Source organism: Planococcus sp. YIM B11945 (genome assembly GCF_050864155.1).
In the GTDB taxonomy this organism is placed as follows: domain Bacteria; phylum Bacillota; class Bacilli; order Bacillales_A; family Planococcaceae; genus Planococcus.
The window spans coordinates 394,447-420,406 of record NZ_JBOZWR010000003.1 but is presented as its reverse complement, the minus strand read 5'-3'; the positions used below and the strand labels follow the sequence as shown (position 1 = coordinate 420,406).

Genomic DNA, 25,960 nt, shown 5'->3' with positions numbered 1-25,960 from the left:
TTTAATAGCTATTGAAAATACGGAGCAAAAGAGGACCGATTTATGAAAGTATACAATAATAACATTCAAATATTGGATGAATCCATACAACGCATTGATTTTTTCGAATCGGAATGCGGAATGGAGTTCACTATTGAACTCAACTATATCACAAATGAAAAGCCGCTCAAAATCGGAAGAGCCCCTATGGACGATCAAGTGCTCTTTAGTATTCCAAGAGGCAACTTTGAAGTGCTGGTATATGTTAAATCCGGAGAAATTTTAGCTGTCCTTTTACAACAGGAACCGAATTCTAGTTTTAAAGCAACTGCTACTTCGTATAATCTGATCTTCGAACCTTCTTCTGAACTCATATCATTTACACAAACCGGTGAAACTTCCTTTTCCATAATTGATAATAGCGGTAAAGCATTATTTAGTATACATGATTTTGCTGCTTTGCATGCCCCTGAATATGTATACCCAGTTGACCTTGGGTTGAAAACAGTGGAGTATCGGTTTCTTCTTTTAGGCAAAGTCCAGTATGCCCAGTATTCAGCTTTTGTGATGTATGATTTGTTCAGAAAAGAACTGTACACAAAAAATGTGCAATTTGACGTTGAATCAAATGCTGGAGGACTTGACTTTAAACTGATCAGTCCGGAATTGCTTGAAATTTCAGCAGGAGCCGATAAAATTGCCATCGAATTTCAGAAAGTTACGGCGAAAGCGAAGAAAATTTTTGAGTTTTACGAATTGTCAGCCATGCGCAAAGAACATTTGCTAAGCATTATCGAGATTAACGGCTTTCATTATTACGTTCATAACAGAGCGAGCGGAACTTTTATTACCCGGGGGAACCCTACGGTTGCAACCGGTTTTAGAGCTAAAATGCGCGCGCGGTTTATGGGAAGCCATCTTTATATTTTTGGCCGCAATACGCATTATGCGTACCGAGCAAGCGGGAAATACGAGCATCTCTACATAGAAGGTACAGAAGAGCCGATTGCAAAATTCAAGCGTCCGTTGGATATGAAGCTATTAAGACGGTATGGCTATTTTAAAGTTCCGGTTTCTTCATTAAATGTGGATTTGAATGCTCCTAAAAATTTATATATCGGAAATGGAAAAGAGATTATTCATAATTTAAAACTTAAAAATGGAAAGCAGCCTGCACGGACTACTGCGTTCAAGAAAGAGAATGGCATTGTCCGGTTTGTTTCAGCTACTCCCCGCGGCAATATCTCTTCCGGTATTTCAGAAGACATGCAGCAGTTTGCGTTTTCGAGAAGAGTGGCAGACAAACTCAGCGGGCTAAAGACGAACAAGCGCATGTTAAGAGCGTTCCGCCGAATTTTTGTCTTGATCGGGCGGCTGCCGAAAAAGCAAAAGTTGGTCGTGTTCGAAAGCTTTCACGCCAAGCAGTTTAGCGACAGTCCGCGTGCAATTTATGAATATATGAAAGATCACCATCCTGACTTTAAGTTGTTGTGGAGCATCGACAAAGACGCTGAGAAAATGTTTAGAGATTTTCAGGTTCCATTTGTGCGCCGTTTTACATTCCGGTGGTTTCTGACGTTTCCCCGTGCAAAATATTGGGTAAATAATGTGAGGCTCCCATCGTGGATGCCAAAACCCCACAATACTGTTTACCTCCAAACTTGGCACGGTACACCGTTGAAGAAACTTGGAATCGATATTGGAGAAATCCATATGCCCGGCACGAAAACGAGCACATACAAAAAGAATTTCGTGACCGAAGCAGCCAAATGGGATTACCTTGTTTCCCCCAACGCCTATTCAACAGAAATTTTCAGAAGAGCATTCCATTATTCAGGTAAAGTCATCGAATCCGGCTACCCCCGAAACGATATTTTAACGAATCCCAGCGAAGAGTTGACAGCCAATCTCAAGAAAAAACTTGGAATTCCTGCAGAAAAGAAAATCATGCTTTATGCGCCAACATGGCGCGATAACGAATTCTACCAAAAAGGCAAATACAAATTCGAGTTCCAATTCGATCTTGAAAACTGGAAAAAAGAGTTTGGCCAGGAATGGGTTCTGTTGTCCCGCATGCATTATTTGGTTGCGGAAAACTTTGATTTTTCAGCGCATGAAGGAACGGTTTATGATGTTTCATCCTATCCCGATATTCGTGATCTGTATTTGATTTCCGATCTAATGATTACTGATTATTCTTCGGTCTTCTTTGATTATGCAATTTTGAATCGGTCAATTATTTTCTTTATGTATGACTTGGAGCAATACAGGGACGAGCTTCGTGGATTCTATATTGATATGGAAAAAGAAGCGCCTGGACCGATTGTCCAATCTGAAGAGGCGTTGTTCCAAGCTATGCACGAAGGCGCAACTGCTGCAGTTGAAACCAGTCATGTGTTTCAAGCTTTTAGAAGAAAATTTGCAGCTTTGGAAGACGGCCGTGCAACAGAACGTGTCGTTAAAGCTTTCTTAGACCATACAAGTGAATAAGGAATACCGTTTTAGTTTTCGGAATCAAGAGTTTAAAAAAATAGTAAAAAAAGTGGTGTTAATGGATTTATAGATGTAAAAAGAACTTGCTATAGACGCAGAAATGAGGCCGCCCAGTGATCATAAACAAACAAACTATCCATCGCCTTCTTTTTACTCTCATGGGGCATACGCCGCGAAGAGAAAAATTGGTAATGTTCGAAAGTTTTCATGCAAAGCAATACAGCGATAATCCGCGTGCTATTTATGAATATATGAAAGAGCACCATAAAGATTATGAATTGCTTTGGAGCATCGATAAATCAGTGGAGGGCGTATTTAAGGAACTTAACGTCCCTCACGTCGTCCGATATACATGGGATTGGTTTAAGACCTTTCCGCGTGCTAAATATTGGGTAAACAATTGCCGTTTGCCAGGATGGATCCCGAAACCGGAAAATACGGTTTATGTCCAAACATGGCATGGCACGCCGCTTAAGAAACTCGGTGTGGATATTGAAGAGGTGCATATGCCGGGGACAGAAACCGAATTGTATAAAAAGAATTTTATTGCCGAAACGCGGAAATGGGACTATTTGGTTTCCCCAAATCCATATGCTACGAAAATTTTGACGCGGGCCTTTGATTTTAAGGGGACGGTCATCGAATCTGGCTATCCGCGAAATGACGTTTTGTCGCTTGCGTCTGAAAGCATCATTTCCAATTTAAAAGAAAAGCTTGGAATCCCAGTCGATAAAAAAGTGATGCTCTATGCTCCTACTTGGCGGGACGATGAATTTTATAAGCGTGGACAATACAAATTCCAATTTCAGTTTGATTTGCATGAATGGCAGCGAGAATTCGGCGATGAATGGGTCTTGTTATCCCGCATGCATTATTTAGTCGTCGAAAACTTCGATTTTTCGGAATACGAAGGTTTGGTTTACGATGTTTCGTCTTACCCGGATATTCGGGACCTTTACTTAGTATCAGACATGATGATCACGGATTATTCATCGGTATTTTTTGATTACGCCATATTGGATCGGCCGGTTATTTTCTTTATGTATGATCTTGAAAAATACAGAGATACGCTTAGAGGATTTTATATTGACATTGAACACGAGGCACCAGGCCCGATTGCCCAAACGAAAGAAGAGCTGTTCCAAGCGATTCGTGATTTGATTCAATCGCCGCCTCGCTCCAATGCATTCAAAGCTAAATTTTCTTCTTTAGAAGACGGCCATGCGACAGAACGGGTAGTTCAAGCTTTCTTGAAGTAAGGGGATAAAGTGAAACTGCAGCCAGCGGGAATCCACATTCCTGCTGTTTGTAAGTGGAGCTAATCCCACTTTTACGGTCAGCGCTCCGAATGGGGAGAACTGACCGTAAAAGCGGGATAAAAAGCGAGTAAGTGGGGAATACTAATGAAATCAGCAGTTAAAATTTTGAAAGAACAACTTCAAAACTTCTATTTAGTTAGAAGGCTTTCTGTTTATGAGTTGCGGAGTTTAACGAGCGGCAATTATTTGGGAATGGCGTGGGAAATCATTAACCCGGCCATACAAATCTTGATTTACTGGTTTGTGTTTGGGTTCGGAATCCGCGAGCGGGAACCGGTCGGCGAAATTCCTTACTTCCAATGGATGTTTGCCGGTATATTGGCTTGGTTTTTCATCAATCAGGCAGTCATGAAATCATCAAAATCCATTTACAGTAAGATTAGAATGCTATCCAAAATGAACTTTCCAATGAGCGTCATTCCAAACTACGTTATATTCGCGCAGTTCTATCCGCATTTGTTTATATTGGGATTAGGAATGATTATCCTCCAGTTTTTAGGCTATCCTATTTCGATTTTTTATTTGCAATTGCCTATCTATATTGCGGGGTTACTGGTGTTCTTATTTGGCTTGGCACTCATTTTGTCTACGTTGACGACTATTATCCGGGACGTGCAAATGGTGCTGCAATCAGTTATGCGCATGCTTTTGTATTTGTCGCCAATTTTATGGCCGCCGACTTTGCTGCCAGATGCCATGCAGCCTTATATGAAATTAAACCCTTTTTATTACGTAATAGAAGGCTATCGGTATTCATTGCTTGGAGAAGGCTGGTACTTTCTTGAAAATCCAGTGTATACAGCCTATTTTGTAGGGATTATCCTCCTAACGTTTATAATAGGTTCATATTTGCATGTGAAATTCAGAAGTCAATTTATTGATTTCCTCTAAATTGGAAGTGATGTACGTGAAGAAAACAGTAGAAGTTCAAAACGTTTCAAAAAAATACAAGCTATTTAAGAAGAAGTCTGAGCGGCTTCTTGATTTGGTTGTTCCGTTTAAGGAATACGGAGAAGATTTTTATGCGCTGCAAAATGTTTCGTTTGATGTAGAAGAAGGGTCCATTGTAGGGCTAGTCGGAGTAAATGGTTCGGGAAAGTCGACGTTGTCAAATATTATTGCTGGAGTCATCCCGCCTACTTCTGGATCGGTAAAGAACAAGGGCAATATTGCGTTGATTGCTGTCAACGCAGGTTTAGACAATAGTTTGACGGGCAGAGAAAATATTGAACTGAAACTCCTGATGCTTGGATTTTCACAAAAAGAAATCAAAGCAATGGAAAATGAAATTATTGAATTTGCGGAGATTGAAAAGTTTATTGATCAGCCAGTTAAAACCTATTCAAGCGGAATGAAATCCCGGTTAGGATTTTCAATATCGGTCCGGGTAGATCCAGACATTTTAATCATCGACGAAGCTTTGTCAGTAGGAGACAGCGCATTTGCAGAGAAGAGTTTCCAAAAAATGATGGAATTTAAGGACATGGGCAAAACGATGTTTTTCGTCAGCCATTCAATTTCGCAAATGAAAAAGTTTTGCGAGAAAATTTTGTGGCTGGAATTTGGCACTGTCAAAGCATACGGAGATGCCAAAACGGTATTGAAAGATTATGAGCAGTTTTTAGACGATTACAAGAAAATGAACAAAGAAGAGAAAAAACAATATCGCGATGCCGCGTTGAGCAGGCAAGCGGGTCAAAAATAAAAAACTTGGAAACAGCAAGAAACTGTTTCCAAGTTTTTTAAATTTTTCGGTCTCGTTTTAATTCGATTTTGCGAATCGCGCGTTTCTGCTTGTAAACTTCTCCGACAAATATAGGCAATTGAAGCATTCGCTTAATGCGGAGGGGTTGGGTAATCAAACGATGCAGCCACTCTAAATTATGGTCCAGCCAAAACTTAGAGGCTCTTTTTACATTTCCGGATAAGACATCAAAGCTTCCTCCGACACCCATGAGGACAGAATGGGGAAATAAATGTTTGTAAGAAGCTATCCAATTTTCTTGCAGAGGAGCGCCAAGGCCCACAAAAACAAAATCTGGGTTAGTGGCTGCTATTTCTTCAGCTACGTCGAGGCCCAATCCCGAATAGCCATGTTTTGTGCCGGCCACTTTAAAGTGGGGATAGAGCTTATTTGCCTGTATCGCTGCGTTTACAGCAACGCCTTCTTTGGCGCCAAAGAAAAACACGGATTTTTTTTTGTCGCTTGCATAGGATAAGAAGGTATGGACGAGGTCATAGCCGGTTATTTTTTCTGCTAATGGTAAATTTAATATATTTGAAGCAATCATAATTCCAGAACCATCAGGAACGATATAATCTGCTTTGGAAATAGATTCTTTATAAGCAGGCGATTTTTTTGCGCTCATTATAATCTCGGGATTAGCGGTTACGATAAAAACGTTTTTTTGGTGCTGTTCAAGTTCTTGATAAACCTGTTCAAGAAATTGATCTCTTGCTAAATTATCTATAGGTATTCCTATAATATTTAACTTCTTAAAAGCCAAAAAGTTCACCTCCTGCAATGCGGATTTATACACACTAAATAATTATCTAAGAAATTATAGCTTGATGGACAAAGTTAATCAAGAAATAGTCAATTGAAAATATTTGGCCAGCAGCATCTGGTTTATCCGTTTTTTTGCTTTAAAACTGGTAAATCGATATACTTTATTTAAAGGAATATCAATAGTGGGTTTTGTTCTTTCGTGGATAGGCGGAATCGGTTTCGAAAGAAGTTAAAGCAAGGATGTTTACCAAAGTCAGTTATTTGGTTAATACTAAGTAAGACTTGAAATTCCATTGAAAGTTGCATCCTATCTTAAGTTTTTGTAAATTATTTTTGAATAAAGTATACATACACTATTAAGTCTGTTCTAAAACATAAACATTTGTTTAAAGCTATTACAACTATGCTAAAAATTATTTTTTATTTTGAAGGGAATTGGTTTTATTGTTTAAAAGAATTACTCAAAATTACGTTGTTACCTCTACGCTTCCTGTTGACTATGGCGGCCGGACAAAGGCGCTGCTGCAAAGAACAAAAAATTTAAGTGAAAAGTTAAATATGAAATTTACGTTGGTTTCTACCAATTACCAGCCTAATTATTATAGAAATTATGAAATTTTCCGGGAAAAATCCTTAGTTGATGACAAAGTGGACTTTTTAAATGTGTATGACTTTTTTTCCGGCAGAGATTATAACTACAAGGATACCCTTTACCATCCTGTGGATATCGAAGGCTATATGTGCGTGGAGATTGACAAAGATCAAAATTACCGCTATTTCAAAGATGGCTATTATGAGCGGTACCGATCTTATAATCCGAAAACAGGGAAATTGAAATTCGAAGATGTTATGGACGTTTATACTCGAAAGAGAAAAGAACGGCTTGAATACAATAACTTCGGCGTTTGCCATAAAAAAATCGTTTATAAAAGAAATACCACAAATAAGCTGGAAGAATTTTTCTATGACGATAAAGGCCAAGTTTATTGTATTTTCAGTTACAATGGGACCGACGAAAACAAACTAGTGCGGGTCTATTTAAACCATAATAACAAAATGCTAATGTTCGCCACTGAGAAAGATTTCTTCCAATACGCATTTGATCAAATTCTTCAGCCTGGCGGAGTCACGTTCTGTGATGCCCGGCTACTCGACAAACCGTTATTGAACTGCACTGTAAATACAAAAAAACTATTTGTTTTGCATAATTCCCATAACATAGATGGCACAATTACCAAATCTTATAAGTACTTAATCGACAATGCGGATAAAGCAAGCAAAATTATTGTGTTAACCCAAGAGCAATTAACTGATCTTCTGGAACTAGGAATTAGCTCGGAAAAATTGACCGTAATCCCGCACAGTATGGAAGAGAAGCCACTACTTGCAAAACCTCGGAATCCTGAAAAGAAATTTGTCTTTATTGGCAGATTGGCTGCCCAAAAGCAAGTCCATCATATTGTTCAGGCGTTTAGCCAAGTAGCTAAACAATATCCAGACTACAAGCTGGAGATTTATGGCGATGGGGAAGATTTTGCGAGTATAGCCAAATTAATAGACGATCTAGAGGCAAGAAATTCGATAAAAATGATGGGCAAGACCGATGACATCCCTGGTGTCTTCCGAAACGCCATTGCATCCTTAATATCGAGCCATTACGAGGGCTTTGGCCTTGTTATCATGGAAAGCTTGCATTACGGCTGTCCTGTCATTTCCTACGACTTCAAATACGGACCGAAAGACCTTCTGACTCCTGGTGAAAACGGCTATATTATTGAAAAAGACAATGTTGACATGCTCGCTGAGACAATCATTAAAATGATCCACAATCCAATCAAAGATGTTACGTTATCTAGCGATTATTATTTGTCAAACACCATTGAAAAATGGGGACAATTGCTGAAACAGTTTTAAACAAAAGCCGCTCTTGATGAGCGGCTTTTTAGTTGTGCAGTTTGAAGCTAAATTTTGTAGGAGCGGGTAAAGAAGAAGAGAAGATATTTCTGAGATGTCCGAATCTACTTAACAGGAGGCTTTCAAATGGCAGACAGCACTGAACAGCGCGACGAGTATTTAAAAGGCCGGCCAAGGACAGGAAAGGCGAGATTTCATGTGATGCCTGATGATGACGGCTGGGCCGTGAGAAAAGAAGGTGAGGAGGAAATTCTGTCTATTCATGCTTCGAAATTGGAAGCGGCAGAGGAAGCGAAACGATTAGCTAAAGAAGCCAGCACTGTAGCTTTTCTACACTATGAAGGCAAGTTGGAAAATAAGCGAGAATAACTCAAGCTTAGCCATGAAGAACTCACCTTCATGGCTTTTTCATGTTGAAAATCCATTTCACAAAGTTATTTATTTTAAAACTAAAAATAAACACTAAAAACTTATTGACTTTAAAAAACATTTTGATTATTCTAACAGAGAGTAAAATTGTATACAGTCGACGAAATAGGAGGTGGCATTAAAAATGGTTGTTCAAGTGAAAAAGCGAGCGACGTTAAAGACTCAGGTTTATGACTTTTTAAAAGAACAAATTATTGCAGGTCAGTTAAAGCCGGGCGAAAGGTTGATAGAAGAAAAAATAGCAGAAGAGCTTGAAGTGAGCCGCAGCCCGATTCGTGAAGCCATTCGGATGCTTGAAAAAGATGGCTTGTTATACGTGAACCGTTCAGGCGGCGTTACAGTCGTCGAGCCGACGATTGTGGATTATCAGCATTTATACGAATGCCGTATCGAAATAGAGCCGTTGGCCGCTTTTTACGCTGCGGAACGCCGCACCAATGAGCAGCTTGAAGTTATCCGCCATTCTTTGTTGAAAGCAGATCTAAAAATAGACCAAGCAGAAGCGAACGAAACCAACGTCAACTTTCACGAAGCCATTGTCGAAGCAAGCGGCAATCCATTTTTGGTTTCTATGCTTTCTCAAATACGAGGAGTTAATAGTTTTTACAGAAGAGCCATTTTAAAAGAAGATCCACAGCATTTAAAAGAGGCAATGCTAGAACATCAGAAAATTTTCCAAGCCATTGCCGACCAACAGCCGGAACTCGCGAAAACTTTGATGCAACAACATATTGAAAACGATTACAAATTATTTATTAAATTAAGTTTGAACGTTTAGGGGGTACACGGATGACGAAGAAAAAACCATTAGAAGGCATTACTATCTTGGAGTTAGGAAATCTTGTAGCCGCTCCGTTTGCCGGGAAAATCTTATCAGAGTTTGGTGCGGAAGTAATCAAAGTCGAAGAGCCGGCTAAAGGAGATCCGCTGCGAAATTGGCGTGTCATGCACAACGACATGTCGGTTTGGTGGTATGTCCAGTCGCGCAATAAAAAATCGATTACGGTCAATATGAGAGAACCGGAAGGACAAGCCATCATCAAACAGCTTGCAGAAAAAGTGGACGTTGTCTTAGAAAACTTTAAACCCGGTACATTAGAACGGTGGGGGCTAGGACTAGAGGATTTGAAAAAAGTTAATCCATCGATTATCATGACGCGCGTTTCCGGTTATGGCCAAACCGGCCCTTATAAAGAAAAACCGGGTTTTGGAAGCGTCGCTGAAGCCATTGGAGGCCTCCGCTATTTGACGGGCTATCCGGAATTGCCTCCGGTGCGAGTCGGTATTGCGATTGGCGATTTGGTGGCCGGCTTGTATGCCGTCATCGGTACGCTGTTAGCGCTTCGCGCACGAGAACAAGACCCGGAAAAAGAAGGGCAATTGGTGGATGTGGCATTGTACGAATCGGTGTTTAGCTTATTGGAAGGCATACTGCCTGAATATGATTTAACAGGGGTCGTGAGAGAACGGACAGGCAGCACCCTTCCCGGAATAGCGCCTTCGAATACATACGAATGTGCAGATGAAAAACACGTCGTCATCGGGGGAAATGGGGATAAAATTTTCCAACGGTTAATGACAGCTGCAGGACATAAAGATATCGCACACGATCCGCTATATTCGACGAATCAAGGCAGAGCAGATAACGCGGAGTTTATCGATGGCACGATCGAGTCTTGGACTAAACAGCACACACTTAAAGACGTGCAGCGTATGCTGGACGATGCGTCTGTTCCAGTCGGGCCAATCTACGGAATCAAAGAAATTGTGGAAGATGAACATTACAAGGCAAGGGGCATGCTCCAAGAAATCACATTGCCGGATGGCACAAAAACCTTAGTGCCGGGCATCGTGCCTAAGTTGTCGGAAACTCCGGGAGAAATCAAGTGGAGCGGCCCGAGCTTAGGTGAACACAATCAAGAAATTTACACGGAATTTATGAACTTTAGTTTTGAAGAATTTAAAGAGCTGAAAGACAAGGGGGTCATTTAAATGCCGGAAGTGAAAATTATCGATGTCAGCCCCCGAGATGGACTACAAAACGATCCGAAACTCATATCTGCAAGTGAAAAAAGCCAGCTCGTCCGTTTATTGCTGAATGCCGGCATCGATGCGATTGAAGTCACTTCGTTCGTCCATCCAGGAAAAGTGCCGCAAATGGCTGATGCAGCAGAAGTTTTGCAAGCGGTTACAATCGATGAGCAGCTAAACGCCATTGCGTTAATCCCGAATATGAAAGGTTATGAGCGGGCAAGACAGCAAAAATTAACAGAGGTCAACTGGGTGAGTTCTGCTACTGAAACATTCAATCAGAAAAATATTGGGCAATCAGTGGATGAGAACTTTAAACAATTTGAGCAGCTCGTTGCGCAAGCAAAAAAAGACGGCATCAAAACATGTTTTTCAATTGCTGTGAGCTTCGGCTGCCCTTATGAAGGGGATGTGCCGGAAGAACAAGTCTTGCGCCTTGCACAACGGGCCATCGCAGCTGGGGCTGACCGAATCGGCATAGCCGATACGATCGGCATTGCTGTTCCAGATCAAGTAACGCGCTTGATGGAAAAAGTTATGGATATCGCTGGGGATACACCAGTAACGATTCACTTGCACGATACACGGGGGCTTGGTTCTGCCAATGCCTATGCTGCCTATCAAGCGGGCGTACGCATTTTTGAAAGTTCCGCATCCGGCATCGGAGGCTGCCCATTTGCACCTGGGGCTGCTGGAAATTTAGCAACAGAGGATTTGGTTTATTTGTTTCACCGGATGAACATCAGCACTGGAATCGATTTTGATAAATTATTAGCGGCCGCTGACTACGCTGCAAGCCTTTCTTCAAAAAATCCGTTAGGCCGCATCCGCCACGTTGAAAAACAACAAACAAAGGGGAGATTAGCATGAAAAATTGGATGAAAACATTGACGTTCTTATTTATTTCGGTACTTTTACTGTCTGGTTGCAATACATCAACGCCGTCATCAGATGGAGCAGCAGCAACTGGCGACGGCTATGAAAAAGCAACAATCCGTTTAGCTTATAACTTGCCGCAAGATCACCATATTGCAAAAGGAATTGAACAATTTGCAAAAGACGTCACAGAAAAATCAGGCGGTGCAGTGAATGTGCAAGTGTATCCTGCAGGCCAATTGTTAAGTGACAAAGACATGAACCAATCGATCTTAACGGGCGGCGTCGAAATGGGCGTCAACTCGTCGACTCTTTGGGCAAGCACCGTTCCGGCAATGGGCATCTTCGATGTTCCTTATGTCTTCAACAATTACGAAGAAGCTGGAGAATCGCTAAATGGTGAGTTCGGGGATAAACTTCGTTCAGCAATGGAAGAAAAAGGCGCGAAAGTGTTGATGTTTGCCGATTACGGTTACGCGCAATTCGCTAACAACAAACGCCCGCTGGAATCGCCAGCAGATTTTAAAGGGTTGAAAATCCGCAGCATCGGCGATATTCCTTCTGAAATGATCAAAGCTTACGGCGCTTCGCCGGTATTCATGGGCGGCGGAGAAGTTTACATGGCGCTTCAGCGCGACACAGTCGATGGAGCCACATCTGGTACAACTGCCATGGTGCAGCGAAAATACGACGAAGTGACAAAATATTTAACGATCAACAACTACGCGTATTTGGAATTTATTTTGGCCATCAACCAAGCGTACTGGGACAAGCTTCCTGAAAAAACACAAACCTTGTTGATGGAAACCGCACAGGAAACGGAAACGTGGATCCGTGAACAAGCGAAAAAAGAAGATGCAACAACCGCAAAACAATTGGAAGAAAAAGGAATGGAAGTATATGTAGTTCCTGAAGAAGATTTGCCAGAATGGAAAGAAGCGGCAAAACCGGCAATGGATGCATTTACGAAAAATGCGGGAGATTTAGGAAAAGAATTGCTTGAATTAGCGGAAGAACAGTGAGGGGGAATTATGTATGAAGACCGTTTACAAAGGAGTCGACACGCTAATTAAATTGGGAGCCTATATTTCAGGCTTCCTCATCATATTGACGACTGGCATGATTTTTTATGAAATCCTTTCAAGAACCTTTTTTAACAGCCCGACGATTTGGGCAACCGAGTTATCCATTTACGCCATTATCGGCAGCTGTTTTTTTGGCAGTGCTTATGCCGTTCGAACGTATTCACACATCACAGTCGACTTATTAATCAATAACGTCAACGACCGTTTTAAAACTCTTTTAGCGTATGCTTCAAATGCGTTAGGATTGGTATTCAGCCTCATTTTCACTTATTCAGGCTTCCACCATTCGATGAATACATTTGAATTAGGGGTTACTTCGTCTTCGTTATTGCGCATTCCAATGTATTTGCCGGAGCTGTTTCTTCCGCTAGGCGGAGTGCTGCTGTGCTTGGCATTTGTTATGCAAATCATCGACGGCGGCATACATAAAGGAGGAGAACATATATGAATGCTTTTTTTGTCGGCGGGCTGGGTACGCTCTTGCTGCTCGGTTTGCCTGTCGCATTTGCCCTTGCGCTTTTAGCGGTTCTGGGAATGTACTTCTTCAACGGCGGAACGTTCGCGTTTATGCAAATACCGATTATTTCGTATAAATCGTTGGATGATTTTTCGTTAACGGCGCTGCCGATGTACGTGTTGATGAGCCAAGTGTTGGTAGTAAGCGGCGTAGGACGAGATTTGTTTGAAATGGCAAGCCGCTGGTTCCGCCATTTTCCAGGCGGGCTGGCTATTGCGACCATTTTCTGCTGTACGATTTTCTCGGCCATTTCGGGTTCTAGTGTAGCGACTGCGTTGACAGTTGGTGCAGTAGCGCTGCCGGAAATGGTAAAACGAGGATACCGCAAACGCCATGTGCTCGGATTGCTGGCAGCTGGCGGTACGCTGGGCATTATGATCCCACCAAGCGTTCCCATGATCATTTACGGTTCGGTAACAGGTGAATCGATCGGGAAATTGTTTATGGCAGGGATTGTTCCAGGGCTGATTTTAACTGTAGCTTTTATGGCTTTCGCCGCTTTCCAAGGACGCCATCTTAAAGAAACGCCGGCTTCGTGGCCGGAACGAATGGAATCACTGAAAAAGTCTATCTGGGGCTTGCTGCTGCCACTGATCGTTATTGGAGGGATTTATACCGGGTTGTTTACGCCGACAGAAGCTGCGGCAGTCGGTGTAGTCGCCAGTTTTGCGATTGCGGCATTTGTTTACCGAAACTTGACCAAAGAAAACTTTGAACAAATTGTGATTTCCACTGTAAAAACAAATGCGATGATTTTATTCATCATCATCGGCGCTATGTTGCTTGGCTATATCATGACGATTTTGCAGATTCCACAAGCCATCACGACGTATGCAACGTCACAAGATATCTCTCCTTGGGTCATTTTCATCTTTATCAATGTCGCGTTATTGATTCTTGGGATGTTTCTGGAAACCATTTCAATTTTGGTTATTACACTGCCGATTCTATTCCCAATCATTACGGCGTTGGGATTCGATCCGATTTGGTTTGCGGTTATTATGGTTATCAATATGGAGTTGGCGCTGATTTCGCCTCCAGTCGGGCTCAACCTTTTCGTATTAAAAGGGTTAGATCGATCGAATACGATTGATGAAATTGTTAAAGGCGTCATTCCTTATGCTCTTATCATGTTAGCGTTTATGGTTGTCTTATCGTTTTTCCCTGAAATTGCTACATTCCTTGGCGACAACGTAGAATAACTGGCATACAGAAAACCGCTCGCTATGAGCGGTTTTTTTCTTTGAATAAAATAATTGAATTTGTCGTCAGAAAAGTTTAAAAAATAAAACAGCTTAGTTTATAATTTTAATTAGAACTTTTAAAGGAGGAAATCTGCATGATACATATCGATAAAGAAAAATTAGTGGCAACGTTTTCAATAGTCGGGGCGGATCCAGAAACAGGAGAAGTCGGCGTTGCGGTGCAATCAAAATTTTTGGCAGTGGGAGCGGTTGTGCCATGGGCCAAAGCGAATGTCGGTGCTGTTGCTACGCAGTCCTGGGCGAATACGTCTTTTGGGCCAAAAGGTTTGGCGCTTTTGGAATCGGGATTATCGCCGGAAGAAGTTATTGAGAAATTGACTGCTGACGATCCCGGCAAGAACTTGCGCCAAGTGGCAGTCATCAACCACAAGGGTGTGGCGAGCGCTTTTACCGGAGAAGAATGTTTTGATTGGGCGGGGCATAAAGTTGGGAAACATCACTCGGCACAAGGCAATATTTTAGTCAGCGAAGAAACGGTCACGGCGATGAGCGAGACGTTTGAAGCGGCAGAAGGCTCCTTAGCCGAACGTTTGCTGGCAGCGCTGGCTTCTGCGCAGCGCGCCGGAGGCGACAGCCGCGGCAAGCAGTCTGCTGCCATCTACGTATTGCAGGAAGGTGCAGGGTATGGCGGTTATAATGACGTGAAAGTTGATTTACGGGTAGACGACCATCCGGAGCCGATCGAAGAATTGCAGCGCTTGTATGAGCTGCACAAACTGTTCAACACACCAACAGAAGAAACCGCACCAATTGAAGGCGACGTATTTGAAGAAATCAAACAGCAATTGGTTAAACACGGCTTCTTGAATTCACCGCACCAAGAAAGCTATGAGGGCGAAGTGAAGGAAGCGTTGAAAGCATTCACACTAGGCGAAAACTTCGACGACCGCTGGAGTGAAGAAGCTGAGATTGATGTGAAAGTATTGGAGTTTTTGAGGAATAAATAAAACGAAAGCCGCTCCTTGTGAGCGGTTTTTTTGTTGGCGAACTGTGAAAACTCTCTTATGAAGTGCGGAAAAAATGGTTTGAGGTGCGAATGCTTAGGCGTGAGGTGTGGAGCTTCTGCTGCGAGGTGCGTTCAGCAAAAACTGGTTAAAACAAAAAAACCGGCAGCTCCCCTTGGGAACTGCCGGTTCAGGCATTTCTTAATTGACTTGTTTTTTCCGGAACTTCGCAAATACTTCGTAAACGATCGGCACGATGACTAGCGTCAACAAGGTTGAGCTGATCAGGCCGCCGATTACTGTAATGCCGAGGCCTTTGGAGATCAATCCGCCGCCTTCTGCGCCAATAGCGAGAGGGATCAACGCGCCAACTGTTGCCAGAGCGGTCATTAAGATTGGACGAAGGCGTGTAGATCCTGCTTCAAGAAGTGCTTCACGGGTAGTGAAGCCTTCTTTTTCTTTATGGATGACACGGTCCACCAGAACGATGGCGTTTGTTACAACAATCCCGATCAACATCAAGACACCGATCAAGGCGTTGACGCTTAACGGCTCATCTGAAATCCAAAGGGCTACCAATACACCGATAACGGTGAACGGCAACGAGAACAAAATGGCAAGTGGTGCAAGTGCACCACCGAACGTTACAACAAGGACGAAGTAAACGATGGCAATGGCTGCCAGCATTGCAAGGCCGAGCTGTGTGAACGATTCATTGATTTGCTCAGTTACGCCGCCATGGTCAATTGTGACGCCGCTTGCCAAATCAAGGTCGTCCACTTGGCCATCAATTTCAGTTGTAATTTCTGCCGCGTTGTTGCCAAGCACTTCTGCGGATAGAGAAGCGTACATTTGGCCGTCTCTGCGATTGATGGTATCCGGCGATTTGCCTTCTTCGACGGTTACCACATCACCAATTGAAACAGTGGATCCAAGCGCCGTTGGAAGTTCAACGTCTGTTATATCATCAATCGATCCATATTCGGCTTTCTCGACTTCAATATAAACATTAATTTCTTCGCCTTCGTGCGCCACGGTCGTCAAGACAGGGGGGTCGCCAGCACTGCTCAGCGCCATGCCGATTTGTGCGGATGTTAAGCCGGCGTGGCCCAATGTTTCTTGATCCGCAACCAAGGTGTATTGATCATAAGCTTCTGAAAGGCTTGACTCAACTTTTTCCAAGCCTTTATTGTCTTCCATAATCGGCTGGATATCATCAATGGCTGATTGGATATCTTCAATATTGTCGCCGTAGACAAACAATTCAAATCCTGAAGAGCCTGTGGCTGCAAAATTCATTGTTCCCCATTCGCCTGAATCCGTGTTGCTGTTTAATTCTTCGACAAGCTTGTCGCCTTCATCTGCAAAGTCTTCAAACTCGCTGTCGTATTCAATAAAGAAGAGTGCCGAGTTGTCGCCGCCTCCACCCATTGCACCCATCGGATTTCCTCCGCCAAGTGAATACTGGTAAGAAGTGACGCCTTCGCGTGCGTCCACCATTTTTTCTGCATCAAGCGCAATTTGTTCGACATCGTCGCGCGTTTGGCCAGGTTCCGGGCTGTATGTGGCCATGACCATTTTCTGTTCTTCTTCCGGCAAAAAGCTGACGCCGATAATCGGAACTAAGAAGAAACTAGCTGCCAACAAAACAACTGCGCCGCCAAACGTAATGATTTTATGGTTTAATGTCCATTGCAGAATGCCTTTATAGCCATTGGCCATTTTGCTTGGTTTTTCTTCATGTTTGTTTGTTTTATTCGTTGCTAAATTTTGCAATTGCTTGCCGTACATTGAGTGGGCAAGCATCGGTACGATGGTTACCGCTACCAGCAATGAAGCCGATAAGGCAAACACCACTGCCAAGGCAAATGGCAAGAACAATTCGCCAATTTGTCCGCTGACAAGTGCAAGCGGCAGGAATACCGCAATCGTTACGACTGTTGAAGAGAAAATCGGGATGAACATTTCGCGTGTTGCTTCCCGGATCAATTCTTTGCCGCGTAATTTTTCGCCAGGAAGAGACATGCGGCGGTAAATGTTTTCAATAACAACAATCGAGTCATCGATAACGCGGCCAATCGCCACAGTTAAGGCGCCGAGCGTCATGATGTTTAACGTGATGTCCATTTGGTTCAATAAGAAAATTGCCATCAATAACGACAATGGAATCGAAATGATCGAAATGATGGTGGTTTTAAAGCTGCGCAAGAACACCAAAATGATGACCACAGCGAATAAAATACCGAATAACGCTTTGCTGAGCATCGTTTCTACCGATTGTTCGATCGGTTCAGCTTGGTCAAACGTTGACGTGATCGTCAAATCGTATTCTTTTGCAAGATCTGCAGTCAGGTCTTTCACAGCGTTCACGACTTCGACCGTATTGGCTTCAGGCGCTTTTACTACTTGAATGCCGATCGATTCTTCGCCGTTAGTGCGGGAAATCGATTCCACTTCGCTGACCACTTCAATATCCGCCAATTCGCTTAACGCGACAGTCGGAATTTCTGTAGGAACAGGAAGCGTGGCTCCGGGTGCAGCGGCTGCAACTCCAGCCTCAGGAGGCGTTGTCCCGGCTGCGGCAGTTGGATCTGATGGAGCACCGGCAACTTGCCCAGCGCCAGCACCTGGAGAAGCTCCAGCTGGTGCAGCAGCTTGTGGAACCGCTGGGATTTGAAGGTTTTTCAAATCATCGACGGTTGCAACGTTGCCGTCAATAACCAAGTTTTTCATTTCACCGTCGAAATTTGTCAACCCAAGCGGGAATGAAATGTTAGACCCTTGGATCAATTGTTGGATCGTTTCTTCAGTTAATCCATATTGTGCAAGCTTTTCCTCATCAAAAGCCATGGTGGCTTTTTGTTGGCGCTGTCCAGAAACTTGCGCATCGGACAATCCTTCGACGCCTTCTAATTCTGGAAGAATGTTTTCTTCAACCATCGTCGTCAATTCTTCTGATGAATGTTCCGGATCGCTGATGCTCAGCGCCAATACCGGGAAGGCATCTAAGCTGATGCGGGAAACTTGCGGTTCGTTTGCCGCTTCAGGCAATGAGACTTCAGCAAGTGCCGATTCAACTTGGCGGGTAGCTTCATCCATATCGGTTTCAAATGTAAATTGGATTTGCAAAGTCGAGGCATTAGCCATCGAAGAAGACGTCACCAATTCCACACCGTTCAAATTTTGGATGCGCTGCTCAAGTGGAACAGTCAGTTCTTCAGCAATTTCATCGGGTGCTGCTCCGGGATATGTAGTAACAACCGTTATAGCAGGAATGGTGATGTTAGGAATGGACTCTTGTTTCATCGTCAATCCTGCGTACAGGCCCGCCACGACAACCATAATCGTCAAAATCCAAATGGCGAACTTGTTTCGTAATGAAAAATCAATAATTTTCTTCAACTGGTACACTCTCCTTCAAATAAAATGAAACTGTAATCAGTTGGATGCCGCTCCCGCAAAATCGTGTGAACCGTTAAAGCGTGATAAACGTTTCCAACCGGTTAATTTCTTGTTCCAATTGCTTTTCTTGTTTCAAGTAAACGAGCAGCGCTTCAATTAGGAAGCGTTGCGGTTCTTTTTTGTTGAGTTCTTCTTTTAATAAATGAAGAGAGGGCAGGAGCCTTTCTTTATCCAAAACGGCCTTTTGGATTTTCGCTTCCAGAGTGTGCAATAGTTCTTCCTGTTCATCGAACACAGAGGACTCGCCGGTTAAAACGGGTGTCATGTTGCCGAGTTGGCTAATAATGGCATCCATGCTGGCTGCAACAAAGTCGCCTATTTTGCTTGCGGAAACGTGCTTATTTTCAAAGATTAGCGTGATGAAATATTCCCGCAGCATCCCTTCTAAGACCGTGATCAAATCGGGGAGGAAAGGTTCAATTTGAGCTCCGTAGGCTTCCAGCAAACTTTTTTTATGGAAAGCCATTGTGGAGTAGCGCAGTTCTTGGAAAAGGCAGGCAATTTGATCGTTTTCACCGGGAGGGAAGTCTTTGAAAACCATTACGAAAAATTCTCGGTCCGCAAGCGTACGCTCGATTTCAAACGTCAGTTTCCGGCTGAACACTTCTGAACGGCTCATCGCTTCTGGAAAACGCAATGCAGACGTTTCCGCAATAATTTCTTTTTGGTACTGTTTTAAAATTTCGATAAACAAACTTTCTTTTGAATCGAAGTGTTTATAGAAAGCTCCTTTCGAAATGCCAGAAGCCTGTGCAATCTCGTTAACAGATGTCTGATGAAACCCTTTTAAGGAAAAAAAATGAACGGCCTGGTTCATTAATTCTCTTTTTTTGCTCATGCTACTCCTCCTTGGAACCAATCGGTCAAAAAAAGTAACCATTTGGTCACTGCCTTAGAGTAAAGGTTTTCAAGGGGTGCTGTCAATTTGTTTTACCTTAAATTCTATGTCGATTTTGTGGCTGTTAAAACATTGGAAAAGATGCAAAGAAAACCGCGTTTATGAAGGAAGGCATACGTTTCCGAGTAGGGGGTATTTCATTAAATAAGACGGTTTTATATTTTAAGTTGGGAGGAGGAAGGGAATCTGTGAAAAGGCACATTACAGAACCGGTAGTAGAAATGCGGCCAGAACAGCCATATGCAGGAATTGCCATACAAGCGACGCTAGCGGAATGGGGAAAAGTCAATGAACTCATAGAAGAAATCTTTAAATGGCTTGTCGCCAAGGAGCTGGAACCTGCGGGGGCTTTGTTTTACCGTTACTGGATTATCGGAAATGAAGAAGAACAGTTTCATGTTGAGGTGGGCGTGCCAATTGAACGAATGATAGTTGGGGATGAACGGGTAATTGCCAGTTCCTTGCCGGGAGGCGCGTATGTCACCGCATTGCACCACGGGCATCCAGATGGTCTTGATCAGTCATTTGCGGAATTGGAAAAGTGGGCGCAAAAAGAAGGGCTCGAGTTGGATAAACGGTATGAAGGCGAAACCGAAATCTGGAACGGCCGGTTTGAATGCTATTTGTCGGACCCGTCAATTGAACCGGATCTCAATCGGTGGGAAATCCAGCTTTCGTTTTTGCTGATGCCTGACGATGCCGCCTGATAGAGAAAAGACACCTCTTTGCACGCTGGATTTGTCCAACATGCAAAGAGGTGTCTTTTACAAGGGGTAAACAATTTATGTATTATGTCTGCCTCTGACTCTCATGTAGTAGTAAAGCATTTCGTGCATGCGCGTCCGCTGTTTTTGCAGGGTGTGGATAGAGACGTTGACTTCGGCTGAAACCTGGTATTGGTCATAGATGAGACGGGTCTTGGTAGGTGAAATAAATTCAATGCGGTATTCTTGGTTGAAGATCCAGACGCATTCCGGGTGAGTTGGAGATTTCGTGGGGTAAGCCGCTACTCCGTCTTCTGAGATGAGGATCGTCGTCTTTTTATGCTGCTGCAAATTATGCCGTGTCGCTTTCACCCGGCCGTCATACGTAGATGCATACAGCATGCAGGCTTTGTTAATAAGTGAAAGTGCTGAGTAAGGAGAATAAAGAACTCCATGTTTCGTCACAATTTTCGATTTGCTGCCTTTTTCAAAAGAAGATACTACAAATAAAACAGAACGATCTATTAAGTTTTCGTCATAAGCTTTCAACAACTGATTCCCCTTTCTTGTTCTGTGTAAATTTTACCATTTAGCTTATACAGAGGCAATCGATTTTTCTGAAAAAAGGATGTTTTTTGTAAAATAAATAGTCGATACGTATTGTTTTAATTCCTTAAAAATGGAATTAGGTGATGCATAAAGCATGGTCGATAGTTAGCCGCATTACGGTTTTTCTTTTATAGTGGACTCACCCGGGAATCAACCGAACGTTCAGAAGGAAAACAAGTGGAGCATTTTGAATTAGTAATGGCGCAATATACGCCGATGGTTTCGGCGATTATTCGGAAACTGCATATTTACCGGGATCATGACGCATTCCGGCAAGTCGGCTATGTGGCTTTATGGCAAGCGTACGACCGCTTTGATGAAGAGAAAGGCAACTTTACGCCGTTCGCTTACCGCAGCATCCATGGAGCTATGCTAGACGAATTAAAACGCCAATCGCGGATTTCGGCAACTAGCGTCATAATGGAAAATAACAGCTTTGAGTGGATTGAAGACAACCGAACAGAAGACACCTTGCCTGAATGGCTCGATGAAGTGGTCTTGTCCCAAGCAGAACGCGAGCTGTTGGAGCAATTGTTTGTCCAAGGAAAAAGCGTCTCGGAACTTGCAGTTGCCCATGCTTTGTCGTTGGCAGGAATGAAGAAGAGGAGAGAGCGCCTATTGAAAAAAGTGAAAGAGCAGCTTGAAACGCTCTGAATAAAATAAACGAGCGAGCAATCAAGTTTTTTATGGTGCAGAGCACTTATGAATTGTATAATAATGGCACATCGAGAAAAGGAGGGCTAATAAAATGGGGATGCTTCCCGGCATGATTAACAATATCTTTTTCATCATTTTTCCGATCATTTTATACCAAATGTTCGTGACTGCCGGAAAGCGCAACTTTTTTGTCAGCCATCGGATTTCTTTGACTGTATTATTTTCGATTTCCATCATTTTGTGCATGAGCTTTCCTTATCAATTTATAAATGATGATTTTATCTTTGACTTGCGGCAAGTTCCGAATATTGTCGGCGCATTATATGGAGGGCCATATGTGAGTGCTGTTCTGTTTGTGGTCATGGCGATTTGCCGGTTGATTGTCGGCGGCGACGGAACTGATATTGCCATTTTGAATCAATTCGTCTTAGCCGCAACGGTCCCATTTTTGCGGCCTGCCTTTATGCGGATGAGTTGGCTATCTAAAATTTCAACTGTTTTTGTTATTTCTTTCCTGTCGCTGGTGTTCAACATTACCGGTGGCGCTTTGCTTTTCGGCCATCCCATCACCAACTTATTTGATATTTGGCTTTTGTTAATGGTCAACCAAGGCGTCGTCAGCGCTTTGGCGGCTTTGCTGATCGAACACATCCAGCGGCAAGAATACATGCTAAATTCGTTGTTGAAGCATGAAAAACTGGAGACGGTGAGCCATTTCGCAGCAGCCGTTTCGCACGAATTGCGAAATCCGATCCAAAGCATAAAAGGCTTTGTCCAGCTGCTGCAGTCTTATGACTACAATCGGGACAAACAGCTGGAATTCCACGATACGATTTTAAAAGAAATCAATGCGGCCGAAAGTCTGATTGACGATTATTTGATTTACGCCAAACCGACATATGGGCAGCTGGAAACAGTTTCTGTTTTCGATGAAGTCCGCCACATTTTGAAAGTGACCGGACCGTATGCGGCAAGTCGGCAAATTGAAATTCGCCTTGAAGATTCCGAAACAGATGCCTGCATCAAAGCGGATCGCCAAAAATTCCATCAAGCACTCATCAATATTTTGCGCAACGGCATTGAAGCGATGCCGACTGGCGGAACTTTTTCCATCCGTGTCACTTCCAATAACACGAAAGCATTTATCGAGTTGGAAGACGAAGGAATCGGCATGACAAAAGAAGAAGTGCAGCGCCTGGGCGAACCTTATTTTTCAACGAAGATCAAAGGAACCGGCTTAGGTATGATGGTCACCTACAGCGTCATTCACCAAATGAATGGAGACATTCTGGTGGAATCCGAAAAAGAAAAAGGAACAACTTTTACCCTTGTTTTTCCGGTGTGTGAACTAAAACTTGAAGAGTGAATACACGGGCTGCCAAGATTTTCTCTGCAGCCCGTGTATGTGAGAAATGAAATGAAGATAGGCCGTTCGGCGTCGGAATTTTTGCTGTTCACTGTTATGATTTAAAGCCATCCGCTGTTGCAGATGACTTTTTTGGTAAATATAGATGCTCAGGAGGGAAATACGCACGTTCAGCGAAAAATACGCACGTTCACGAGAAAATACGCACGTTCAGCGAAAAATGTGCACGCTTAATTTCCAAAACGACAAAAGCCCGTTCACCAGCAGTCCACTGGCGAACGGGCTTTTGCTTTAATCCGCTAGCAAGGTTAGGGATTCATCAGCTTCCTGACAAACGGCAGCACTGATTGTTCTTTTAATTTCGCTTCGAACATGATATCGGCATCGGTGCCTTTTAATAGATAAAGCAGCTGGTTGAAATCCTCTTCGGACACGAGATCATGATGCCGAAGGTCGGTGAATCCTTCTTTGCCGGTACTGATGTGGATTTTCGGTGTCCCAAAGCCGTTCCATGTTGCCAAAATTTCTGCAAAGTCGACCGGCTCGCCGTCGTTGTTGACATTATGGTGATGGATATCGAAGCAAACAGGCACACCGCACATTTTACTGACGTCAAGCACATCGCGCACCGTGAATGTTTTGTCATCGTTTTCCAGCCGCAGCTTTTTTTTGATGCTGTCCGACAACGTGGCATACACTTTAGCAAACCGCAGTTTGGCGGCTTCTTTGTCGCCATATGCACCGCCGGTATGCAAAATGATGTCGTTGCCGCCAAGCAGTTCGATCAGTTTGTCATGGTATTCCAAGTCTTGAATCGATTTTTCCACCACTTCGGGTTTTTGCGAATTCAGCACCGTATACTGCCCGGGATGCACTGATACTCTCATGCCGTGCTGTAATGCCAGCTGGCGGATTTCATCGGCAATCGCTAGGAAATCCGCATCTTCCCACCAAATCCAATCGTTCACTGGATGCGTCGAGAGGGGGACGATCGAACTCGATGCCCGGTAAAACAAAATATGGTTTTCAATATTCCACTGAACGATTTCTAACGTCGTCTGCATGTTTTTCAAGGTCAGTTCTTTTATTTTCCCCGTGCCTTCAGCAGCAGCTGTCGCAAGGCGCAGTGTTTTAAAGACGGTTTTTAATTCGGTGTTCATGCAGGCATAGCCTAATCTCATTGTAGTCAACTCCTCTATTCTGCTATACCCCATCTTCTCCATGACATTCCTGCTTTCATGTATAATGGGAAAAAACAAGCACAAAGGAGGAGCGGCGATGAGAGCAGAAATACTTCACCAAGAACAAGGCTACATCGCGACGTTTGAACACCATTTTTCACAAGGAGCAGATGCAGTATGGGCGATGCTGACGGACAATGAAAAGTTGCAGCAATGGTTTTCGGAACTAAGAGTAGGCGAATTGGCTAAAGGCGGTTTCATGAATTTTGATATGGGCGATGGCACGGTAGAAAAAATGCTGATTACGGATTTGCTAGAAGGGCACGTATTAGCATTCGAATGGGCAGAGGACCATGTCCGCTTTGAAGTGGAAGAAGAAAATGGTGGAGCGTGTTTGCGGCTGATCGAAACCATACGCCGCATTACTCCTCAAACGCCAAGGGATCTTGCCGGCTGGCATGTATGCCTGGATGTCATCCAAGCACTGCTCGAAGGCAACGAAATCCAGCGTGGCCAGGAATGGGAAGTGCAATATCCTGAATACAAACGGCTGATGGAAAGCATGAGCGTGGAATTGGAATAAAAAACAAAAGGGGCTGTCCCAAAAGGGGCTTACGTCCATTCCAGCGGACGCTTTCCGCGGGCTCGCGCCGAACTAACTCGGGCGAAAAGCCCGAGTGGATTTCGGCACTTCGCTATCCCGCAGGAGTCGCCGCTTCCATTCCCGTCAGCTAGTTAAAAAACCGACAAAGAAAAGAAATCCTTTTCTTTGTCGGTTTTATCTTTTTTAGTTATGGGACAGCCCCTTTTTAATGTTCCGGGTAGTAAACGAGCTGTGGGGCAGGTATTTGCCCAGTTCCGGATAGTAAACTGAAAATCTCTACTCAATCGCGAACTCAAAAACTTGCTGGGCATGAAATTCGCCGTTTTCATACGTGCGTTCAGCAAAGGTGACGTTATTTTCGTAGTCAATGAGGACGATGGAAGCCGAACGTGTTCCGTATTCCGGTGTTTTGATAAACATGGCAGACAACTTGCGCTCAAATTCCAATCCAATTCCAGTTTTCGGCAAAACGGCATCGGTTGCTTGCTCTGCATTTGCGAGAATCGCAAAAATAGTGTCGAGGTGAAGATTTTCATGGAGAGCTGTGTATTCACTCAACAACTTTTTCCCTTTCACTACTTTTGGCCATGGCGTGTTCAAAAAATGATTGCTGAGTCCATGCGTGCCGGCTGGAACTTCCACAGCTGCCCCTTGCAGGTTATTGTAATAAAACAATTGGTCAGCCGTGCCGGCAAGTACATTGAAACCGGTGTAATCGGCCGGTTCTAATGTATTTAGAAACGTTTCCGCATGCTCACTTCCCACTAAAAAATCCTTAACAATGGCGCCGCGTGAAATTTTGCCCGCTTCTGGTTTAGAAGGATCCCGGTAATTTGTCAGGGCCGCAAACCGGCCAGTTTTCGTAATTCCCAGCCACGTGCCGCCTTGAAGCAAATCCCGGCCTGCCAAAACAACGGGTTCGTCTTCCCAAAAATGCGCAGGCTGTGATGGGCGATTGTAAAATTCGTCGCGATTGGCGGCAACGATCAACTTGTACTTTGGATGTTCATTCAGTTGGAAATTGATCAAACACATAAAAGCCAGCCTCCTTTTGCCCCTTATTATATAGAAAAGAGCAAATGGGTGACAGAAGAAGCGGCTGCTCTTTTGAAGCTTAA

23 protein-coding genes are annotated in these 25,960 nt (G+C 43.5%); 17 read left to right on the top strand and 6 right to left on the bottom strand.

All coding sequences use genetic code 11. The features are described 5' to 3' along the window. Positions 1–42: 42 nt before the first annotated feature. The 4 genes from ACRRQV_RS06660 (at position 43) to tagH (ending at position 5,496) form a co-directional block, all read left to right on the top strand. Positions 43–2,469, top strand: coding sequence for a CDP-glycerol glycerophosphotransferase family protein (locus ACRRQV_RS06660; protein WP_432528946.1), 2,427 nt, complete (start codon positions 43–45; stop codon positions 2,467–2,469). Positions 2,470–2,630: 161 nt separating this feature from the next. Then, positions 2,631–3,731, top strand: coding sequence for a CDP-glycerol glycerophosphotransferase family protein (locus tag ACRRQV_RS06655; RefSeq protein WP_432529488.1), 1,101 nt, complete (start codon positions 2,631–2,633; stop codon positions 3,729–3,731). 144 nt (positions 3,732–3,875) lie between these two features. Beyond that, positions 3,876–4,682, top strand: a complete 807-nt coding sequence (locus ACRRQV_RS06650; RefSeq protein ID WP_432528943.1) for an ABC transporter permease — start codon at positions 3,876–3,878, stop codon at positions 4,680–4,682. Positions 4,683–4,698: 16 nt separating this feature from the next. Continuing rightward, positions 4,699–5,496, top strand: coding sequence for a teichoic acids export ABC transporter ATP-binding subunit TagH (gene tagH / locus ACRRQV_RS06645; protein ID WP_432528941.1), 798 nt, complete (start codon positions 4,699–4,701; stop codon positions 5,494–5,496). 37 nt (positions 5,497–5,533) lie between these two features. Here tagH and ACRRQV_RS06640 read toward each other — a convergent pair whose 3' ends face one another. Continuing rightward, positions 5,534–6,298 (bottom strand): WecB/TagA/CpsF family glycosyltransferase, encoded by a 765-nt coding sequence (locus ACRRQV_RS06640; protein ID WP_432528939.1) that lies wholly within the window; start codon positions 6,296–6,298, stop codon positions 5,534–5,536. A 560-nt stretch (positions 6,299–6,858) separates the two neighbouring features. Between ACRRQV_RS06640 and ACRRQV_RS06635 the strand changes: the two genes are divergently transcribed. From ACRRQV_RS06635 to ACRRQV_RS06595, 9 genes are all read left to right on the top strand, one after another. Then, complete coding sequence (locus tag ACRRQV_RS06635) at positions 6,859–8,214, top strand: glycosyltransferase (protein ID WP_432528937.1); 1,356 nt, start codon at positions 6,859–6,861, stop codon at positions 8,212–8,214. A gap of 126 nt (positions 8,215–8,340) precedes the next feature. After that, on the top strand, positions 8,341–8,583 hold the full coding sequence (locus ACRRQV_RS06630) for a DUF2188 domain-containing protein (protein ID WP_432528935.1): 243 nt from the start codon (positions 8,341–8,343) through the stop codon (positions 8,581–8,583). Positions 8,584–8,755: 172 nt separating this feature from the next. Beyond that, on the top strand, positions 8,756–9,421 hold the full coding sequence (locus ACRRQV_RS06625; RefSeq protein ID WP_432528933.1) for a GntR family transcriptional regulator: 666 nt from the start codon (positions 8,756–8,758) through the stop codon (positions 9,419–9,421). An 11-nt stretch (positions 9,422–9,432) separates the two neighbouring features. After that, positions 9,433–10,635 carry a CaiB/BaiF CoA transferase family protein gene (locus ACRRQV_RS06620; RefSeq protein ID WP_432528931.1) on the top strand — a complete coding sequence of 401 codons (1,203 nt, stop codon included), beginning with the start codon at positions 9,433–9,435 and terminating at the stop codon, positions 10,633–10,635. Next, positions 10,636–11,544 carry a hydroxymethylglutaryl-CoA lyase gene (locus ACRRQV_RS06615; protein ID WP_432528929.1) on the top strand — a complete coding sequence of 303 codons (909 nt, stop codon included), beginning with the start codon at positions 10,636–10,638 and terminating at the stop codon, positions 11,542–11,544. Next, positions 11,541–12,572 carry a DctP family TRAP transporter solute-binding subunit gene (locus tag ACRRQV_RS06610; RefSeq protein WP_432528927.1) on the top strand — a complete coding sequence of 344 codons (1,032 nt, stop codon included), beginning with the start codon at positions 11,541–11,543 and terminating at the stop codon, positions 12,570–12,572. The genes ACRRQV_RS06615 and ACRRQV_RS06610 overlap by 4 nt, the downstream gene beginning before the upstream one ends. 13 nt (positions 12,573–12,585) lie before the next feature. Next, complete coding sequence (locus tag ACRRQV_RS06605; protein ID WP_432528925.1) at positions 12,586–13,083, top strand: TRAP transporter small permease; 498 nt, start codon at positions 12,586–12,588, stop codon at positions 13,081–13,083. After that, the gene (locus ACRRQV_RS06600; protein ID WP_432528923.1) at positions 13,080–14,354 is read left to right on the top strand and encodes a TRAP transporter large permease; all 1,275 of its coding nucleotides are present in this window, start codon (positions 13,080–13,082) and stop codon (positions 14,352–14,354) included. Before ACRRQV_RS06605 ends, ACRRQV_RS06600 begins: the two co-directional genes overlap by 4 nt. 137 nt (positions 14,355–14,491) lie before the next feature. Continuing rightward, positions 14,492–15,364 carry a DUF1028 domain-containing protein gene (locus tag ACRRQV_RS06595; protein ID WP_432528921.1) on the top strand — a complete coding sequence of 291 codons (873 nt, stop codon included), beginning with the start codon at positions 14,492–14,494 and terminating at the stop codon, positions 15,362–15,364. A gap of 198 nt (positions 15,365–15,562) precedes the next feature. On the opposite strand, the gene ACRRQV_RS06590 is transcribed toward ACRRQV_RS06595, so the two are convergent. Together ACRRQV_RS06590 and ACRRQV_RS06585 are read right to left on the bottom strand one after the other, a co-directional pair. Then, positions 15,563–18,763 carry an efflux RND transporter permease subunit gene (locus ACRRQV_RS06590; protein ID WP_432528919.1) on the bottom strand — a complete coding sequence of 1,067 codons (3,201 nt, stop codon included), beginning with the start codon at positions 18,761–18,763 and terminating at the stop codon, positions 15,563–15,565. Between the two features lie 73 nt (positions 18,764–18,836). Then, positions 18,837–19,661 carry a TetR/AcrR family transcriptional regulator gene (locus ACRRQV_RS06585; protein WP_432528917.1) on the bottom strand — a complete coding sequence of 275 codons (825 nt, stop codon included), beginning with the start codon at positions 19,659–19,661 and terminating at the stop codon, positions 18,837–18,839. Between the two features lie 248 nt (positions 19,662–19,909). On the opposite strand from ACRRQV_RS06585, the gene ACRRQV_RS06580 reads away from it, so the two are divergent. Further along, complete coding sequence (locus ACRRQV_RS06580) at positions 19,910–20,428, top strand: GyrI-like domain-containing protein (protein ID WP_432528915.1); 519 nt, start codon at positions 19,910–19,912, stop codon at positions 20,426–20,428. Positions 20,429–20,503: 75 nt separating this feature from the next. Here the strand turns inward: ACRRQV_RS06580 and ACRRQV_RS06575 are convergent, their stop codons facing one another. Beyond that, positions 20,504–20,974, bottom strand: a complete 471-nt coding sequence (locus ACRRQV_RS06575) for a competence protein ComK (RefSeq protein ID WP_432528913.1) — start codon at positions 20,972–20,974, stop codon at positions 20,504–20,506. 237 nt (positions 20,975–21,211) lie between these two features. Between ACRRQV_RS06575 and ACRRQV_RS06570 the strand changes: the two genes are divergently transcribed. Continuing rightward, a complete protein-coding gene (locus ACRRQV_RS06570) occupies positions 21,212–21,688 on the top strand; it encodes a sigma-70 family RNA polymerase sigma factor (RefSeq protein ID WP_432528911.1) in 477 nt (158 codons plus the stop codon). 94 nt (positions 21,689–21,782) lie between these two features. Further along, on the top strand, positions 21,783–23,057 hold the full coding sequence (locus ACRRQV_RS06565; RefSeq protein ID WP_432528909.1) for an ATP-binding protein: 1,275 nt from the start codon (positions 21,783–21,785) through the stop codon (positions 23,055–23,057). A 308-nt stretch (positions 23,058–23,365) separates the two neighbouring features. Here ACRRQV_RS06565 and uvsE read toward each other — a convergent pair whose 3' ends face one another. After that, complete coding sequence (uvsE, locus tag ACRRQV_RS06560; RefSeq protein ID WP_432528907.1) at positions 23,366–24,238, bottom strand: UV DNA damage repair endonuclease UvsE; 873 nt, start codon at positions 24,236–24,238, stop codon at positions 23,366–23,368. Between the two features lie 97 nt (positions 24,239–24,335). Here uvsE and ACRRQV_RS06555 point away from each other — a divergent pair, with 97 nt between their 5' ends. After that, positions 24,336–24,821 carry an SRPBCC domain-containing protein gene (locus ACRRQV_RS06555; protein ID WP_432528905.1) on the top strand — a complete coding sequence of 162 codons (486 nt, stop codon included), beginning with the start codon at positions 24,336–24,338 and terminating at the stop codon, positions 24,819–24,821. A 297-nt stretch (positions 24,822–25,118) separates the two neighbouring features. On the opposite strand, the gene ACRRQV_RS06550 is transcribed toward ACRRQV_RS06555, so the two are convergent. After that, positions 25,119–25,877, bottom strand: a complete 759-nt coding sequence (locus tag ACRRQV_RS06550) for an NRDE family protein (RefSeq protein WP_432528903.1) — start codon at positions 25,875–25,877, stop codon at positions 25,119–25,121. Positions 25,878–25,960 lie beyond the last annotated feature (83 nt).